This window comes from Aeromonas sp. ZOR0002, assembly GCF_963866995.1.
Taxonomy (GTDB): Bacteria; Pseudomonadota; Gammaproteobacteria; order Enterobacterales; family Aeromonadaceae; genus Aeromonas; species Aeromonas caviae.
Map to the genome: position 1 here is coordinate 2,845 of NZ_CAWMFQ010000180.1, position 15,596 is coordinate 18,440.

11 protein-coding genes and 2 pseudogenes are annotated in these 15,596 nt (G+C 64.9%); 6 read left to right on the top strand and 7 right to left on the bottom strand.

Going from position 1 to position 15,596, the window contains the following annotated elements:
- Both AACR77_RS10730 and AACR77_RS10735 read right to left on the bottom strand, forming a co-directional pair.
- A pseudogene (locus tag AACR77_RS10730) lies at positions 1 to 166 on the bottom strand (DUF58 domain-containing protein); the annotation flags it as partial.
- A 28-nt stretch (positions 167 to 194) separates the two neighbouring features.
- On the bottom strand, positions 195 to 1,145 hold the full coding sequence (locus tag AACR77_RS10735; protein ID WP_042881358.1) for an AAA family ATPase: 951 nt from the start codon (positions 1,143 to 1,145) through the stop codon (positions 195 to 197).
- Between the two features lie 183 nt (positions 1,146 to 1,328).
- Between AACR77_RS10735 and fadI the strand changes: the two genes are divergently transcribed.
- From fadI to AACR77_RS10760, 5 genes are all read left to right on the top strand, one after another.
- Positions 1,329 to 2,639: an acetyl-CoA C-acyltransferase FadI gene (gene fadI, locus AACR77_RS10740; RefSeq protein WP_042881360.1), complete on the top strand. Its 1,311-nt coding sequence runs from the start codon at positions 1,329 to 1,331 to the stop codon at positions 2,637 to 2,639.
- Positions 2,639 to 4,786, top strand: coding sequence for a fatty acid oxidation complex subunit alpha FadJ (fadJ, locus tag AACR77_RS10745; protein ID WP_042881436.1), 2,148 nt, complete (start codon positions 2,639 to 2,641; stop codon positions 4,784 to 4,786). The genes fadI and fadJ overlap by 1 nt, the downstream gene beginning before the upstream one ends.
- A 262-nt stretch (positions 4,787 to 5,048) precedes the next feature.
- A complete protein-coding gene (locus tag AACR77_RS10750; protein ID WP_010674670.1) occupies positions 5,049 to 5,189 on the top strand; it encodes a TIGR02808 family protein in 141 nt (46 codons plus the stop codon).
- 188 nt (positions 5,190 to 5,377) lie between these two features.
- The gene (locus AACR77_RS10755) at positions 5,378 to 5,935 is read left to right on the top strand and encodes a YaeQ family protein (protein ID WP_042881361.1); all 558 of its coding nucleotides are present in this window, start codon (positions 5,378 to 5,380) and stop codon (positions 5,933 to 5,935) included.
- Between the two features lie 11 nt (positions 5,936 to 5,946).
- A complete protein-coding gene (locus AACR77_RS10760) occupies positions 5,947 to 6,831 on the top strand; it encodes an AEC family transporter (protein ID WP_042881363.1) in 885 nt (294 codons plus the stop codon).
- 201 nt (positions 6,832 to 7,032) lie between these two features.
- Here the strand turns inward: AACR77_RS10760 and AACR77_RS10765 are convergent, their stop codons facing one another.
- From AACR77_RS10765 to AACR77_RS10780, 4 genes are all read right to left on the bottom strand, one after another.
- Positions 7,033 to 8,262 (bottom strand): MFS transporter, encoded by a 1,230-nt coding sequence (locus AACR77_RS10765; RefSeq protein WP_042881365.1) that lies wholly within the window; start codon positions 8,260 to 8,262, stop codon positions 7,033 to 7,035.
- Positions 8,263 to 8,317: 55 nt separating this feature from the next.
- On the bottom strand, positions 8,318 to 9,088 hold the full coding sequence (locus AACR77_RS10770; protein ID WP_042881367.1) for an ABC transporter ATP-binding protein: 771 nt from the start codon (positions 9,086 to 9,088) through the stop codon (positions 8,318 to 8,320).
- Positions 9,081 to 10,133 (bottom strand): FecCD family ABC transporter permease, encoded by a 1,053-nt coding sequence (locus AACR77_RS10775; RefSeq protein WP_042881368.1) that lies wholly within the window; start codon positions 10,131 to 10,133, stop codon positions 9,081 to 9,083. The genes AACR77_RS10770 and AACR77_RS10775 overlap by 8 nt, the downstream gene beginning before the upstream one ends.
- 101 nt (positions 10,134 to 10,234) lie before the next feature.
- Positions 10,235 to 11,257 carry an ABC transporter substrate-binding protein gene (locus AACR77_RS10780; protein ID WP_231563206.1) on the bottom strand — a complete coding sequence of 341 codons (1,023 nt, stop codon included), beginning with the start codon at positions 11,255 to 11,257 and terminating at the stop codon, positions 10,235 to 10,237.
- A gap of 697 nt (positions 11,258 to 11,954) precedes the next feature.
- On the opposite strand from AACR77_RS10780, the gene AACR77_RS10785 reads away from it, so the two are divergent.
- Positions 11,955 to 15,173 (top strand): ExeM/NucH family extracellular endonuclease, encoded by a 3,219-nt coding sequence (locus tag AACR77_RS10785; RefSeq protein WP_042881370.1) that lies wholly within the window; start codon positions 11,955 to 11,957, stop codon positions 15,171 to 15,173.
- Positions 15,174 to 15,329: 156 nt separating this feature from the next.
- Here the strand turns inward: AACR77_RS10785 and AACR77_RS10790 are convergent.
- A pseudogene (locus AACR77_RS10790) lies at positions 15,330 to 15,596 on the bottom strand (glycine zipper 2TM domain-containing protein); the annotation flags it as partial.

Below are 15,596 nucleotides of genomic sequence, written 5' to 3' on the forward strand. Positions count from 1 at the left end.
GGCGAAGCTCCCTGAAATGGAGCCCGGGCTGGCGTCCGATACGCCCCTGGGCCGCCTGATGAATGCGGGCACGCTCGCCCTGGCGCGTCCAGAGGCGCACCGCCAGCAGCCGCTGGAGGGTGAGGGCGATGTCGGGGTGATCCCGGGGCTCGGCGAAGGGGGTCATGGCGATAGGGCTGCCTGTGGGGGCCGGCTCAGGGGCATGGAATGGCATCCAGCAGCAGGGTGATGAGCGCCTCGCTATCGAGGTTGTCCGCCAGCGCCTGATAACTCGGGATGAGGCGGTGGCGCAGCACGGCTGGCGCCAGTTGCTGGATGTCTTCGGGCAGCACGAAGTCGCGTCCGGCGAGCCAGGCCCGGGCCCGTGCGGCTCTTGCGAGGCCGATGCTGGCTCTGGGACTGGCCCCCACCGCGACCAGGGGGTCTAGCTCGGGGCACAGGCCGCTGCCGGGGCGGGTGGCGCACACCAGTTGCACCAGATAGTGCTCGAGGCGTCCCTGCATCTGTACCCCTTGAACGGCGGTGCGGGCTTCCAGCAAGTCGGACTGGCTCAGGGTGACCGGCGGCGTCGGCAGGGCGTCGCCGCGGGCGTTGAGCTGGAGGATGGCCAGCTCCATGGCGGGGCTGGGGTAATCCACCAGCAGCTTGAGCAAGAAGCGATCGAGCTGGGCCTCCGGCAGGGGATAGGTCCCTTCCTGCTCGATGGGGTTCTGGGTGGCGGCGACCATGAAGAGGGAGGGCAGGCGCCAGCTCTTCTTGCCCACGGTGATCTGGTGCTCGGCCATGGCCTCCAGCAGGGCGGACTGCACCTTGGCCGGCGCCCGGTTGATCTCGTCCGCCAGCACCAGGTGATTGAACAGGGGGCCGGGTTGAAACACGAAACTCGCATCCTGGGGATGGAAGACCTCGCTGCCGGTGAGATCGGCAGGGAGCAGATCCGGGGTGAACTGGATACGGGCAAAGCGCCCCTCCACGGCGCCGGCCAGCGCCTTGACCGCCCGGGTCTTGGCAAGGCCGGGGGCCCCCTCGATCAGCACATGTCCTTCACATAACAGGGCGATCAGCAACCCCTCGATGAGGGGGCCCTGTCCCAGGATCTGGCTGCCCAGATAGTTTCCAAGTGCTCTGAACTCGGCCGCTGCCATGCGATAAACCCGTTGTTTTTATGGAAGTTGATCTTTTTATACCCCAGTTGGCTCACAAGGGCGAGGGAGGGTGGCAAGATGGGGACAATTTAGTTTCAATCAGCCGTATGAAAGTTGTGATTGGATTGTTAAGATGTGGCGCAATGAGGTCAGACCTCTGCCTTTTTAACCCAAGGAGCCAGGATGAAACAGCCATTGAAACTGACGACTCGCCAGGGCGAACGGATAGCCGTCGTGGCGGGACTGCGCACCCCCTTTGCCAAGCAGGCCACCGCTTTTCACGGCGTGCCTGCGGTGGATCTGGGCAAACTGGTGGTGAGCGAGATGCTCGCCCGCACCGATCTCGACCCCAAGCTCATCGACCAGCTGGTGTTCGGCCAGGTGGTGCAGATGCCGGAAGCGCCAAACATCGCCCGGGAGATCGTGCTTGGCACTGGCATGAGCGTCAGGACCGATGCCTATAGCGTGTCGCGCGCCTGCGCCACCAGTTTCCAGGCGGTGGCCAATGTCACCGAATCCATCATGGCCGGCACGGTGGACATCGCCATCGCCGGCGGTGCCGACTCCTCTTCCGTGCTGCCCATCGGGGTGAGCAAGTCTCTGGCCCGCGCCCTGGTGGATCTCAACAAGGCGCGCAACCTCCAGCAGCGTTTCAATATTCTGCGCCGTCTGCGCCTGAAGGACCTGCTGCCGGTGCCCCCGGCCGTGGCCGAGTATTCCACCGGTCTCTCCATGGGGCAGACCGCCGAGCAGATGGCCAAGACCCACCAGATCAGCCGCGAGGCGCAAGATGCGCTGGCCCACCGCTCCCACACCCTGGCGGCCGAAGCCTGGGCGCAGGGCAAATTGAGTGGTGAGGTGTTCACCGCCCACGTGCCCCCCTACAAGTCGCCGCTGGAGCGGGACAACAACATCCGTGAAAGCTCGGATCTGGCGAGTTACGCCAAGCTCAAACCGGTCTTTGACCGGGCCCACGGTTCGGTGACGGCCGCCAACGCCACCCCGCTCACCGACGGCGCCGCCGCCGTGCTGATGATGCGCGAAGGGCGTGCCCGCGAGCTGGGTCTGGAGCCGCTGGGTTACATCCGCAGCTTCGCGTTTTCCGCCATCGATGTCTGGCAGGACATGCTGATGGGCCCCTCCTATGCCACGCCGCTGGCGCTGGACCGTGCCGGCATCACCCTTGGGGATCTGACCCTCATCGACATGCACGAAGCGTTTGCCGCCCAGACGCTCGCCAACCTCAAGATGTTTGCAAGCGTCGAATTTGCCCGCGACAAGCTGGGCCGGGATCAGGCCATCGGCGAGGTGGACATGGAGAAGTTCAACGTGCTCGGCGGCTCTTTGGCCTTTGGTCACCCCTTTGCCGCCACCGGGGCGCGCATGATCACCCAGACCCTGCACGAGCTGCGGCGTCGGGGTGGGGGATTGGGGCTCAACACCGCCTGTGCGGCGGGTGGGCTGGGTGTGGCCATGGTGCTGGAGGTGGAATGATGAGTGCCAAGACTTTTTCTCTGGATATTCGTAAAGACGGCATCGGCATCCTCACCATGGATGTGCCCGGTGAGAGCATGAACACCCTGAAGGCCTCCTTTGCGGACGAGATCCGCACTCTGCTGGCCGAGGTAAAAGGGAACGGGGATCTGATCGGCCTGGTGATCGTCTCCGGCAAGAAGGACTCCTTCGTCGCCGGGGCCGACATCGCCATGCTGGCGGCCTGCACCAGCGCCCAGGATGCCGAAGCGCTGTCCCGGGCCGGACAGGACGTGTTCGCCGAGATCGAAGCCCTGGGGATCCCGGTGATCGCCGCCATTCACGGCCCCTGCCTTGGCGGCGGGCTGGAGCTGGCGCTCGCCTGTCATGGCCGGGTGGTGACCGATCACGGTAAAACCGTGCTGGGCCTGCCGGAAGTGCAGCTCGGCCTGCTGCCGGGCTCCGGCGGTACCCAGCGCCTGCCGCGCCTCATCGGGGTGGCCAAGGCACTGGATCTGATGCTGACCGGCAAGCAGGTGCGGGCCAAACAGGCCAGGAAGCTCGGGCTGGTGGATGACATGGTGCCCCCGTCCATTTTGCTGGAAGCCGCCATCAAGCTTGCCAAGAAGGGCAAGCCGCGCCACCACCTGAAACGGGATCTGCAGGGCAAGGTGCTGGAGACCAACAAATTTGGTCGCAAGGTGCTGTTCGATCAGGCCCGCAAGGGGGTCAAGGCCAAGACCCGGGGCAACTACCCGGCGCCGGAGCGTATCATCGAGGTGGTGCGCATCGGCGTGGAGGAGGGGATGCAGGCTGGCCTGCTGGCCGAGGCCCGCCACTTCGGCGAGCTGGTGATGACGCCGGAATCCGCCGCCCTGCGCTCCCTCTTCTTCGCCACCACGGTGATGAAGAAAGAGGTGAGCTATCAGGGGGCCGAGCCGCGCAAGGTGGGTCATGCCGCCGTGCTGGGGGGCGGCCTGATGGGGGGTGGTATTGCCTTCGTCACCGCCACCAAGGCGGGGGTACCGGTGCGGATCAAGGATGTGGCGAGCGCCGGCATCGGCAATGCCATGCGTTACAGCTACGACCTCCTCGCCAGGAAACTCAAGCGTCGCCAACTGCTGCGCAGCGAGCTGGAGAAACAGATGAGCCTGCTGACCGGCACCCTGGACTATTCCGGTTTCCACCGGGTGGACATGGTGGTGGAAGCGGTGTTCGAGGACATCAACCTCAAGCACCAGATGGTGCAGGACGTGGAGCGCGAGTGCGGGGAGCACACCGTGTTTGCCTCCAACACCTCCTCCCTGCCCATCCACCAGATCGCCTCGGCGGCGACGCATCCGGAGCGGGTGGTGGGGCTGCACTACTTCAGCCCGGTGGACAAGATGCCGCTCGCCGAGATCATTCCCCACGCGGGTACCAGCGCCGAGACGGTGGCCACCACCCTGGCCTTCGCCCGGGCCCAGGGCAAGACCCCCATCGTGGTGAAGGACGAGGCCGGCTTCTACGTCAACCGCATCCTGGCGCCCTACATGAACGAGGCGGCGCGCCTGGTGCTGGAAGGGGAGCCGGTGGAGGTTCTGGACGGCGCTCTGCTCGACTTCGGTTTCCCGGTCGGCCCCATCACCCTGCTGGACGAGGTGGGGATCGATGTGGGGGCCAAGATCTCCCCCATCCTCGAGAAAGAGCTGGGTGGCGAGCAGTTCCAGGCCCCCAAGGCGTTTGACAAGCTGCTGGAGGACGATCGCAAGGGGCGCAAGAACGGCAAGGGCTTCTATCTCTATGGCAAGGCGGCTCCGCGCAACAAGCTCACCGGCAAGGAGGGCAAGAAGACGGTGGACGCGAGCGTCTACGACGTGCTTGGCGTCAAGCCCCAGGCCAAGCTGGCCAGGCAGGAGATCGCCGAGCGCTGCGTGCTGCTGATGCTCAACGAAGCAGCCATGGCCCTGGATGGCGGCGTGGTGGCCTCGGCCCGGGACGGCGACATCGGCGCCATCTTCGGTATCGGCTTCCCCCCCTTCCTGGGCGGTCCGTTCCGCTATATGGACAGCCTCGGCATCGACTATCTGGTGGGGCGTCTTGAGCACCATCAGAAGCGCTTTGGCGACCGCTTCGCCCCCTGTGCGCGGCTGAAAGCGATGGCGGCGGAGCAGCAGACCTTCTACTGATGGCTCTCGACGGCATGCATCGAGCGAGGCGACCCCAAGGTCGCCTCGCTTTTTGTTGGGCATACCTTTCCGGTTTGGGGCGAGGGCGCGAAGAAAAACGGGGCGGGGAGGGGTAAAACCTTGATCTGGCGCAAACTGGTGCCCCATTTATTACTTTGGTGGCATAGGACTCAGGCGCGGGTTGAGGTCAAATAGTCTCATCAGGAACGGGGGCGACCCCGTCACGAAAGGGACACCCATTTCACTGGATGAAGGACACACTATGAGTCTGCTTGAACACACCATCTGGACTGTATTGGGGTATGGGGCCATGCCCTTTATCTTCCTGAGCGGGTTCGTGGCAGTGGCAGTGACCTGCTGCCTGCTGCTCAATGCCTTCGGGGTCAAGTCCGCCGAGAAGTGAGTCACTCTCGTTCATGCCGCCAAATGCCAGTCTCACGACTGGCATTTGTTTTTCGTGTCTTCTGAAGCACTTGCCTGCCCCTGATGGGGTAAAGGGAGCGCAAGACGGTCGAACCCGGCGGCCATTTTGATTACACTGACGCCCGGCATGTCCGCCCCCTTCTCTTTTATCAGGTATTCACGACTTCTATGGCGCTCAAGGCAACCATCTTCAAGGCCCAGATCAGCTTGTCTGACATGGATCGCAATATCTATCAGGACTTCTCCCTCACCCTGGCCCGTCACCCCTCCGAGACCGACGAGCGCATGATGATCCGCCTCGCGGCCTTCGCCTGGCATGCCGCCGAGCGGCTGGAGTTCACCAAGGGGCTCTCTGCCGACGACGAGCCCGAGCTCTGGTGCAAGAACTACTCCGACGAGATTGAACTCTGGATTGAGCTGGGTCAGCCGGACGAGCGCCGCCTCAAGAAGGCATGTAACCGCTCTCGCCAGGTGGTGCTCTACCTCTATGGCGGTCGTGGCACCAGCGTCTGGTGGAAGCAGAACCAGGGCAAGCTCGGTCTGCACGACAACCTGAGCGTCATCGAACTCTCTGACAGCCAGACCCTTCCCCTGGCGGCCATGGTGGAGCGCACCATGCAGCTCACCTGCACCATCTCCGACGGCCAGCTCTGGGTCAGCAACGGCAGCCAGGAAGTCACGCTGGACCCCGTGGTGCTGATGGGACGCCCGGCCCGCGAACTGTAAACGGAATACCCATGTTCAGCGCCCTGCTCAATATCGTCATTCCCGTGTTTGCGGTGGTGGGCCTTGGCGCCCTCTATGGACGGCTGCGACCGGGCGGTGCCCTGGGTTATGTCAACCGGGCCAATATCGAGCTCTTTACCCCGGCGCTGGTCTTCTCGGCCCTGGTGAAATACCCCTTGGATCTGGCGGCGCACCTGCCCCTTGTGGGGGCCGGTGCCCTGGTGATCCTGCTGCCCGGCTTGCTGCTCTCCCTGCTCAAACTCAAGGAGATAGAGCGGGCCGCACTGATCCTGCCCGCCATGTTTCGCAACACCGGCAACCTCGGCATTCCGCTGATGGTGCTCGCCTTTGGCGAGCAGCAGCTCGGCGCCATCGTCATCCTCTTTGTGCTCTCCAACCTGCTCCACTCCTCGGTGGGCATGTTCATCCTCTCGGCCAGCAGCTCCCGCTGGCTCTGGCTGAGAAGCCCCGTGCTCTGGGCCGCCTTCGCCGGGCTGCTGGTGGCCAACCTGCATATCCCGCTGCCGGAATACCTGGTGACCAGCGCCGCCCTGCTCGGCCAGATAGCGGTGCCCCTGATGCTGTTTGCCTTAGGCATCCGGCTGATGGAAGGGGAGCTGGATCACCTGGGGCTGGCCATCAAGTGCAACCTGCTCTACCTGCTGGCGGGGGGCCTCTCCCTGGGGCTCGCCGTCTGGCTGCTGCCCCTCGAACCTGACTGGATACCACTCCTGATGCTGTCGGTGGCGCTGCCCCCGGCGGTGCTCAACTACATGCTGTGCGAGCAGTATCAGTGCCAGCCCGACAAGGTGGCCAGCATCGTGCTCGGCGGCAATGCGCTCTCGGTGCTGGTGATCCCGCTGGCAGTCTGGTTGGCGCTGCATCTGGGGAGTTGACCCGGCTCTTTCTTCCTCCTCAAGGACGCCCGATGGCGTCCTTTTTATTGCTATCGTGCATGTCCGATGTTGTTTTGCTCATCGAGTACAGCCGAGCTTGCTCGCGTATCTGACAAGGTCTTGAAGCCGGTTTAGCCGGATAAGGCAGAGAGTGGAAGGGGGAGAAAAGGGAATAAAACCGGGCGGCCTTGGCCGCCCTGTTTATTGATGGGGAGCAGGTTGCACCTGGCCATCCTTGCGCAGCTGGGAATAAAGGCCAACTCCCGCCAGCAGGCCGGCGAGGGCCAGCAGCCACCAGATGGCGGTGGCGGGGCGGCTGCCCGCATCCCCCAGCATAAAGCCGATGAGCAGGTTGCCAAAGAGCGCCATGCAGCCCCCGGCGCTGGCATAGAAGCCGTAGTAGCTGCCGAGCTGCTCAGGGGGGGCGTAGCGGGGCAGTTGGGCGGCGAAGAGCGGGAAGCAGAGGATGGAGCCCAAGGAAAGCAGGGCCACCTGCGTCAACACGCCTGCCGTCGGCCAGGGTGCCAGCAGGGGCAGGGCGAGATAGCTCAGGCCCATCATGCCTATCCCCAGTCCCATGGCGAGCGGCACCCCCAGGCGGCGCTCCACCAGGCGGGAGGCCGGGAGCTGGAGCACGACACCGATCACCGCCGAGAGGGTGAAGACGCCGCCGAGCAGGTGGGTGGCGTCCGGCAGGCTCTGGATATGGGCGGGGAGGGCGAGATAGAGCTGGTGGAACAGGATCTGGTAGCTGCCCGCCAGCAGGGTGAACCCCATGAAGGGGCGCTGGCGCACTATCTCCCCCCATTGGCGCAAGATGGCGCCACGGGGGCTCTGGTTGCTCACCGGGCGTTTGGGCAGCACCCGGTATTGCAGCACTCCGAGCAGAGCAAAGAGGCTCGCCGCCAGGATCCCCGTCAGGGTATAGCTCTGCTGGGTCAAGGTGAGGCCGACCAGGGGGCCGAGCAGCATGCCCGCCTCGCTGGCCAGATTGTGCAGGGCGAAGGCGCGCTGACGCTGGCTCGGGTTGCGGCATTCGCTGGCAAGGTAGGCCTGGGCGCAGGGGGTGAACAGGGCTCCCGCAAAGCCGGTGAGGGCGGCGGCCAGCAGCAGGATGGGCAGGGACTCGGCCCAGCCCAGCAGCACGAAGCCCAAGGATCGTACCAGGCAGCCCCAGACGATGGCGGGATGGTAGCCGATGCGATCTCCAAGGGTACCGCCCAACAGGAAGAGCCCCTGCTGGCTGAAGACCCGCATCCCCATGACGAGGCCGCAGGCCCAGCCGGCCAGGCCGAGCCCGCTACCCATGTGCTGGGCGAGGAAGGGCATCATCATGTAAAAGCCGAGGTTGAAGGCGAGCCCGTTGGTGATGAGCAGGCGGGCGGCCGGGCTCATGCCCTGCCAGTCCCGCCAGTAGGAGGCGCCGTTCATGATCGCCTCCCGCCAGCGCGTGGGGAGGTGGTCGCCGGGGTGGCGCAGCACTGTGTCATGATGTCTTTCGCAGGGTTCTGAGGAAGGGGATGCCGTGCTGATCGTGGCTTATCTCCACCGGCACCTGGTAGAGGCGCTCGATGAGGGCCGCGTCGAGCACCCGGGCGGGGGGGCCGAAGGCCTGCAGATCTCCCCCTGCCAGCACGATCAGCTGATCGGCAAACTGGGCGGCCAGGTTGAGATCGTGCAGCACCACCAGGGTGATCCACTGCTGCTCCCGGGTCTGCTGGCACAGGTGCTCCATCAGTTGCATCTGGTGGTGCAGGTCCAGGGCGCTGACCGGCTCGTCCAGCATCATGATGCGGGGGTCGCGCAGCAGCACCTGGGCGAAGAGCACCATCTGCCGCTGGCCGCCGCTCAAGGAGTAAAGAGGGCGATCCGCCAGATGGGAGATGCCGAGCGCCTGCAGGGCCCGGCCGGCAGCCAGGATGTCCTCGTCCGCGAGGCGCATGGAGAGGCTGTCGAGGCGCCCCAGCACCACCACCTCGATGACGCTGAGATCCAGCTCCAGCTGGATGTTCTGGGGCATGTAGCCAAACTGCTGGCGCCACCTGGCCTGCGTCATCTGGCGGGCACTCTGGTCCCCGAGGCGAATGTCGCCACTGTCCGGGGTCAGTTCACCAAAGAGGGTGCGCATCAAGGAGGTCTTGCCGGTCCCGTTCGGGCCGATGATCACATGGACCTGACCCGGATGCAGGGTGAGGCTGAGATCCCGCAGCAAGGTCTGCTGGCCGAGGGAGAGGGAGAGTCGGGATATTTCAAGCACGTTTACGCCCCCTGCCGAGGATCAACCAGATGAAGAAGGGCACGCCAATGAGCGCGGTGACGATGCCGATGGGGAACAGGGCCCCCGGAATGATGGACTTGGAGAGCACCGAGGCCGCCGAGAGCATGCAGGCGCCGCACAGGGCGGAGAGGGGGAGCAAAAAGCGCTGATCTTCCCCCACCAGCATGCGGGCGATATGGGGGGCCACCAGGCCGACGAAGCCGATCACGCCGACGAAGCTGGTGGCGGTGGCGGTGAGCAGGGCGACCAGCACCAGGGTCTTCATGCGCAGCCTGTCGACGTTGACCCCGAGGCTGCGGGCGCGGGCTTCCCCGAGACGCAGGCTGGTGAGGGCCCAGGCGTCCCGGTAGATGAGCAGGGTGCAGATCAGGGTGACGACGGCGGTGATGATCAGGGAGTCCCAGGTGGTGCGCATCAGGCTACCAAACAGCCAGAACAGGATCTGCTGGTTGAGCTCGGGAGAGGAGAGGAACTGCAGCAGGGAGAGCAGGGACTGGAACAGGAACAGCAGGGCGATGCCCGCCAGGATCAGGGTCTGGCTGCTGACATGGCGCATCATGGCCAGGCCAAACAGCAGGCAGGCGGCAAACATGCACACAATGAAGGCACCGGCCGGGATGGCCACCAGGGGAGGAAGCCCGAGGCCGCCGGTGTAGAGGGCCAGCGCCGCGCCCAGGCCCGCCGCCGCCGCGAGCCCGAGGGTGTAGGGGCTGGCGAGGGGGTTGTCCAGCAGGGTCTGCATCTGCACGCCGCCAAGGCCGAGAGAGGCGCCGACCACCAGGGCCATGAGGGCGATGGGCAGGCGCATGTCGTGGACGATGGTGCGGGTCATGGGATCGGCCTGGGCGGGGGAAACCAGGGCATCGATCACGTCGTGCAGGGCCAGCAGGGAGGGGCCGGTGGCGATGTCGAGCACCAGGGTAATGCACAGGACCAGGGTGAGCAGCAGGAGCCAGTGCCAGCGACGGCGCTCCCGTTGCCGCTGCCGGGCGAGGGTCTGCTGCAGGGCAGCCAAATCATTCATGATGTCAATCCTGAAACGGGCGCCGCAAGAGGCGCCCACACAATCCAAGAGGGTTGCTGAAGAGGGGGTGGCCGAGGTGGGCCGCACCCGAATTGCCGGGGTTAGCTTGCGTCATCCTGCTTGATGCCCAGCATGAAGGTGCCCTGGGGACGGATGGGCAGGTAGTGCTGATAGAACGCCTGATAGGTGGCCAGGGGATCGAGATCCTGGAAGAGGTCCGGATAGAGGGCCTTGGCCATGAACTCGATGAGGGCGGCATCCATGATGCTGCGGGTGGCGCCGTGATAGACCGCGTAGAGGCGACCCTGCTTCACCGCAGGCAGCTCGCTCCAGCCCGGACGGGCGGCAAAGCCTTGCAGACGCTGGCGCACGGTCTCTGCCGACACATCCTGGCCCACCTGCATGGCGACAGCACTGCTCACGCTCTCGTAGCCCGCCATCAGGATCACCTCGGGCTTGCTCGCCAGCAGTTGCTCCGGGTGGATGGGACCCCAGCGATCGACGAAGGGGGCGGCCACGTTGTCGCCACCGGCCAGCAGGGCCATGGCGCCCCACATGTCCTTGCCATAGGTGTAGCTGTACTCGGCCGGACCCTTGTCACCCAGCTCGATGTAGACCCGGGGCGGCGTGCGCTTCGCGGCGGCGATGCGGGAGGTGATGGTGTCAATCTTGGCCTTGTACTCGTCGGCCATCTTCCGGGCGCGGGCTTCCTGGCCGGTCAGCTTGCCAAGCAGCAGGGTGCTCGCCATGTGCTGTGTCAGGGTCTGGGCGTTGTAGTCGATGACCACCACCGGGATCCCCGCCTGCTCAAGGCGTGGCAGGTCCGCGGCCAGGGCTTCATATTGCCACTTCGCCAGGATCACCAGGTCGGGCTTGACTGCCAGGGTCTTCTCGATGGAGAAGCTCTGATCCTGCACGTTGCCAAGGTCGGGGACCTTGGCCAGTTGTGGCTGGCTGGCCACATAGAGCGACCAGATGGCGGGACGGGACTTCATGAACCAGCCCAGGGACATGCCCACCAGGCGTTCGGCCCCGCCTTCACCGGCCACCGCCAGGTAATCTTCGGGATAGAAACCGAGCACGATGCGGTTGGCCGGAAGGCTGAGGGAGACCTTGCGGCCCATCACATCTTCCACTTCAACGGGGGGGGGCGGCCTGCGCCATCCAGCTCACCAGGACGAGCTGGCCGAGCAGCAGCAACTTTGCCAGGGGGTGACGAAACATCTTGTAGCACCTCGAGAATAGAGACGGTCAAAAAAGAAAGTGAGAACTATTGCCATTCGTGAGCGCAAAAGCAACAAACGTTTGTGTCATCCCCTCTCTTGTTATTTCTGTCATTACTGGAACCGGTTCCACAAGAGCACCAGGAGAGAGTCTTATCCCCCGGTTTTCTGCCTTCTCGGGCCACGAAGGGAGTGGCGCCCGGTATGGCACCCATGGATTTGTCCATGATCCGGAGTCTGTGAGTGGGTTTGCTCACGAAATGGTACCGGCAGAGGCCTGCCGTAATGCTCCCCCCGTCTGCCCCGGCGCCGATGTCGCTCCCTGACAGAGGCCGCCAGCAGGGGCTGGGGGGGCGACAGTTTCCTGCGCAGCGATGGCAGACACTGCCCATTCGGGTATTGCCCGTCACCTTGGCGCAACATTTTGTTGTCATTGTTAGCCAGCTCGCAGCAGCCCCGGCGCCGACGGGGCAGAGTGGGCGCGCAGTTTCGGCCGGGGGCTGACATGCCTCCCGTTGATGGCTGCATCCAAGGTGCTGCGGCCCGCCTTGTGCGGGGCGCCAATAACATGATCTGCAAATAAAAAAGGAAACTGACCATGTCAGGAAGACACTCTCTGGTGGCGCTGGCCGTCGGGCTGGCCCTCGCTGGACAGGCACAGGCGCAACTGCTCATCACCGAATACCTGGAAGGCTCGGGCAACAACAAGGCGGTGGAGCTGAGCAACCTCGGCAGCGACGCCGTCGATCTCTCCCAATACCGGCTGGCCCTCTACGCCAACGGCAAACCCATCACCGATGCCCCCACCAACAGCCTGGCGCTGCAAGGCACCCTCGCCCCGGGCGCCACCCTGGTGCTGGCCAACCCCTCAGCAAATGCCGAGATCCTGGCCAAGACGACCCAGACCAGCGGCAACCTGGTGTTCAACGGTGACGACGCCCTGGTGCTCTATCGCGGCAGCGAGATAATCGACAGCGTCGGCCAGGTAGGGGTGGATCCGGGCACGGCCTGGGTGTCGGGCAACGTCTCGACCCTGGACATGACCCTGCGCCGCAAGGCCACCGTCATCATCGGCCGCACTGATGCGACGTCGCCTTTTGATCCGGCGCAGGAATACGTGGCGGCCCCGAAAGATGACGCCAGCGGCCTGGGTTGCAGCGGCGATGGTCCCTGCGATGGTACCCAGCCGCCCGCCTTCGTCTGCCCGGTGGACAGCCTGGTGCCGGTGCCCGCCATTCAGGGCCCCGGTACCAGCAGTCCGCTGGTGCCGGCCGGCAAGTTTGAATCGGAACAGGCTTACGCCACCCGCGGCGTGGTGACCCAGGTAGTGAGCGGCCTCTACAAGGGCTTCTTCATTCAGGACGAGCAGGGGGACGGGGACCCGGCCACCTCCGACGGCCTCTTCGTCTACAGCACCAAGGCCAACGCTGCCGTCGTGCCGGGGGCCGAGGTGTGCGTCTCGGGCAAGGTGAAGGAGTATTTCAATCAGACCCAGATCAACGCAGACGAGCTGGTGGTGACCCGGCCGCAAGGGGCCATCCCGGCTGCGGTGGATCTGCTGCCGGTGGCGGGGGAGAGCCTGAGCCAGCTGCTGGAGCGTCACGAGGGGATGCAGGTACGGCTGGTGCCCGGCTCCAGCCTGGTGGTGACCCGCAACTTCAGCTTCGATTACGACGGCAAGCGCAACAACCTGGTGCTCTCTTATGGCGCGCCGCTCATCAAGTCGACCCAGAAATTTGCCGCCATGAGCCAGGAGGCGAGCGACTGGGCCCTTCGCAACCAGCAGAACCAGCTGGTGGTGGAGACCGACGCCAAGGCGCCGGACGGTGTGCTGCCCTGGTTCCCCGGCTTCAACGCCGAGGACGGTTACCTGCGCATCGGCGACAAGCTCAACGGGCTGGAAGGGGCGCTTGGTTACTCCTACAACCTGTTCCGACTGGTGGCCAGCAACCGCATCGACGCGAGCCAGATTGATCACAGTGGCTGGGATCGGGTGGAAACCCCCGAACTTGCCGAGGCGGGGGATCTGCGGGTCGCGAGCTTCAACGTGCTCAACTTCTTCACCACGGTGGTGGGGGGCGATGCCAACCCCACCGGCAGCAACCGGGGCGCCCTGACGGTGGCGGAGTTCGAGTTGCAGCGCACCAAGATCGTCAGCGCCATCACCCGCCTCAATGCCGACGTGGTGGGGCTGATGGAGATCGAGAACAACGGCTATGGCGACAACTCCGCCATCGCCAACCTGGTGACGGCCCTCAACGCCGCCCAGCCGGATGAGGCGGATCACTACCGCTGGATTGCCTCGCCGGATGGCAAGCCCATCGGCACCGACGCCATCACGGTGGGGCTCATCTACCGACCCGCCAGCGTGAGCCCGCAAGGGGCCGCCAGCCTTATCGCGCTGCCGGTGCAGCAGGCCGAGGCGGTGGACGCCAGCGGCAAGCCGGTGACCATCAATCAGGGGATGCGCGAGTCGCTGGTGCAGCGTTTCAGCTCGCCCAAGGGGGATGCGCCCCTGACCCTGGTGGTCAACCACCTCAAGTCCAAGGGCTCCGCCTGCTTTGAGGATTACCCCGACTACGCCAGCGCCGATCCGCTGGATGGCCAGGGCCACTGCAACGCGCTGCGGGTCTCCGCCGCCAAGGTGCTGGGGGAGCACCTCAAGGATCTGGCCGGGGATCTGCTGCTCATCGGTGACATGAACGCCTATGGCATGGAAGATCCCATCCGGGTGCTGACCGACTATGATCCGGCCGCCCAATCGCGCCAGATCATGAGCGCCTCCTTCACCACCCTGGCGGGCCAGCCCTTCGAGGAGAGCGGCAGCGCCCTTGGCAAGGGGTATGGGTTTGTGAACCTCAACACCCGCTTCCACGGCACCGACACCTACTCCTACAGCTACGAAGGGGAGCTCGGCAACCTGGATCACGCCCTGGCAAACCCGAGCCTCGCAGCCAAGGTGATCGGCATCGAGGATTGGCACATCAACTCCGCCGAGAGCAACTTCTTCGAGTACGGCAGCAAGTACAGCGGCCAGCTGGCGAAATCCGAAGGGCCCTTCAGCGCCTCGGATCACGATCCCGTGCTGGTGGCCATCCAGTACCCGCTGCCGCCAGCCGGGGTATTGAGCCTCGAGAGCGCAGCCGCCAGCGTGGAGGAGGGGAATACCTTGTCCCTGAGTGTCAGTCGCAGCGACGGCAGCCATGGTGAGGCCAGCGTGAGTTATCGCATCGTCCATGGCAGCGCGGACGCAAGCGACGTGGCACCCCTCACCGGTACCCTGCACTGGGCTGCCGGGCAGAGCGAGCCCCAGACCATCAGCATCCCGGTGAAAAGCGACACCCTGCACGAGGGGGACGAGACCTTTACCCTGGAGCTGTTTGACCCGAGTGGCGCGACCCTGGGGGCTCAGCACCAGACCCTGGTGACCATCAAGGACAAGCTGGCGCCGTCCACCATCTCGCTGGCTCAGGCCAGTATCACGGTGAACGAGGGACAGTGGTTTGCCGAGATCCCCCTGGTGCGAAGCGGCGATCTCAGCAAGCCGGCCCGGGCCCGGGTGGCCCTTGACGGGGTCACGGCGCGCTGGGGGCTGGATTTCCTGCCCTGGTTCGGTCAGTCGGTGAGCTGGGCCGCGGGCGAGGGGGGCAGCAAGTCGGTCAAGGTGCTGATCATCGATGACTGGTTCGTCGAGCCCACCGAGCAGTTCAGGGTGAGCCTCGATCGGGTGGAAGGGGGCCAGCCCGGCGCCTTGCAGCAGACCCGGGTCGACATTCTGGACAACGACAAGTCCTGGTGGCCCTTCGGTCGCCACTGAGGATGATTGAGCAACAAGAAGGGGCCTGCGGGCCCCTTTCTTAGTTGGGAAGACGTTTGTTGGGAAGACCTGTTGCAGACAGGTTGGGTTGCGAAGATGAAAAAGGCCCACCGTCATGGTGGGCCTTCCTCATGGCAGGGCGCTCCTAACGGAGTATCAACCCTGCGCGTTGCTCAGTACCAGCTTGCCATCCTTGACCGGAATGGTGGGGCCGGGTTGCTTCTCCATGCGTACCACCCCTTCCTGGCCGGCGAGGCGGTAGGTGACGTCATAGCCGATGGTGCGGGTGCTGCTCTCCTGCACCGTCTTGCAGCGCTGCTCCGTGGTGGTGTAGGTATCACCCGCCTGCATGTTGCCCTGCACCTGATTCCCGGCATAACCCCCTGCCACGGCACCGGCGGCGGTGGCCACCTTCTTGCCGCT

What these genes read in the sequence shown, in the direction of transcription:
- AACR77_RS10735 (WP_042881358.1), bottom strand. Translation starts at nt 1,145, where the DNA reads ATGGCAGCGGCCGAGTTCAGAGCACTTGGAAACTATCTGGGCAGCCAG.
- fadI (WP_042881360.1), top strand. Translation starts at nt 1,329, where the DNA reads ATGAAACAGCCATTGAAACTGACGACTCGCCAGGGCGAACGGATAGCC.
- fadJ (WP_042881436.1), top strand. Translation starts at nt 2,639, where the DNA reads ATGAGTGCCAAGACTTTTTCTCTGGATATTCGTAAAGACGGCATCGGC.
- AACR77_RS10750 (WP_010674670.1), top strand. Translation starts at nt 5,049, where the DNA reads ATGAGTCTGCTTGAACACACCATCTGGACTGTATTGGGGTATGGGGCC.
- AACR77_RS10755 (WP_042881361.1), top strand. Translation starts at nt 5,378, where the DNA reads ATGGCGCTCAAGGCAACCATCTTCAAGGCCCAGATCAGCTTGTCTGAC.
- AACR77_RS10760 (WP_042881363.1), top strand. Translation starts at nt 5,947, where the DNA reads ATGTTCAGCGCCCTGCTCAATATCGTCATTCCCGTGTTTGCGGTGGTG.
- AACR77_RS10765 (WP_042881365.1), bottom strand. Translation starts at nt 8,262, where the DNA reads ATGAACGGCGCCTCCTACTGGCGGGACTGGCAGGGCATGAGCCCGGCC.
- AACR77_RS10775 (WP_042881368.1), bottom strand. Translation starts at nt 10,133, where the DNA reads ATGAATGATTTGGCTGCCCTGCAGCAGACCCTCGCCCGGCAGCGGCAA.
- AACR77_RS10780 (WP_231563206.1), bottom strand. Translation starts at nt 11,257, where the DNA reads ATGGGCCGCAAGGTCTCCCTCAGCCTTCCGGCCAACCGCATCGTGCTC.
- AACR77_RS10785 (WP_042881370.1), top strand. Translation starts at nt 11,955, where the DNA reads ATGTCAGGAAGACACTCTCTGGTGGCGCTGGCCGTCGGGCTGGCCCTC.